This window comes from Glaciecola sp. 33A (assembly GCF_002836745.1).
In the GTDB taxonomy this organism is placed as follows: domain Bacteria; phylum Pseudomonadota; class Gammaproteobacteria; order Enterobacterales; family Alteromonadaceae; genus Glaciecola.
In genome coordinates this window covers 1-212 of the sequence record NZ_PJAR01000023.1, presented here as the reverse complement: position 1 = coordinate 212, position 212 = coordinate 1, and the positions used below count along the sequence as shown (strand labels likewise).

Sequence of the window (212 nt, the reverse complement as noted above, 5' to 3'; positions counted from 1 at the left end):
TGTTTCTACAGTTTCGATCTCTGCAATTACCACCTCTGCAATTTCAGTTTCTACAGTTTCGATAACTGCAATTTCCACCTCTGCAATTTCTGTTTCTTCGGTTTCGATCTCTGCAATTACCACCTCTGCAATTGCTGTTTCTACAGTTTCGGTCTCTGCAATTTCTACCTCTGCAATTTCCACCTCTGCAATTTCTGTTTCTACAGTTTCGA

At 40.6% G+C, this 212-nt stretch carries 1 protein-coding gene; it reads right to left on the bottom strand.

The genetic code is table 11. The annotated features are described in order from the left end of the window. On the bottom strand, positions 1-212 hold a 212-nt coding region (locus CXF81_RS00405), incomplete at both ends, for a hypothetical protein (protein ID WP_157825457.1).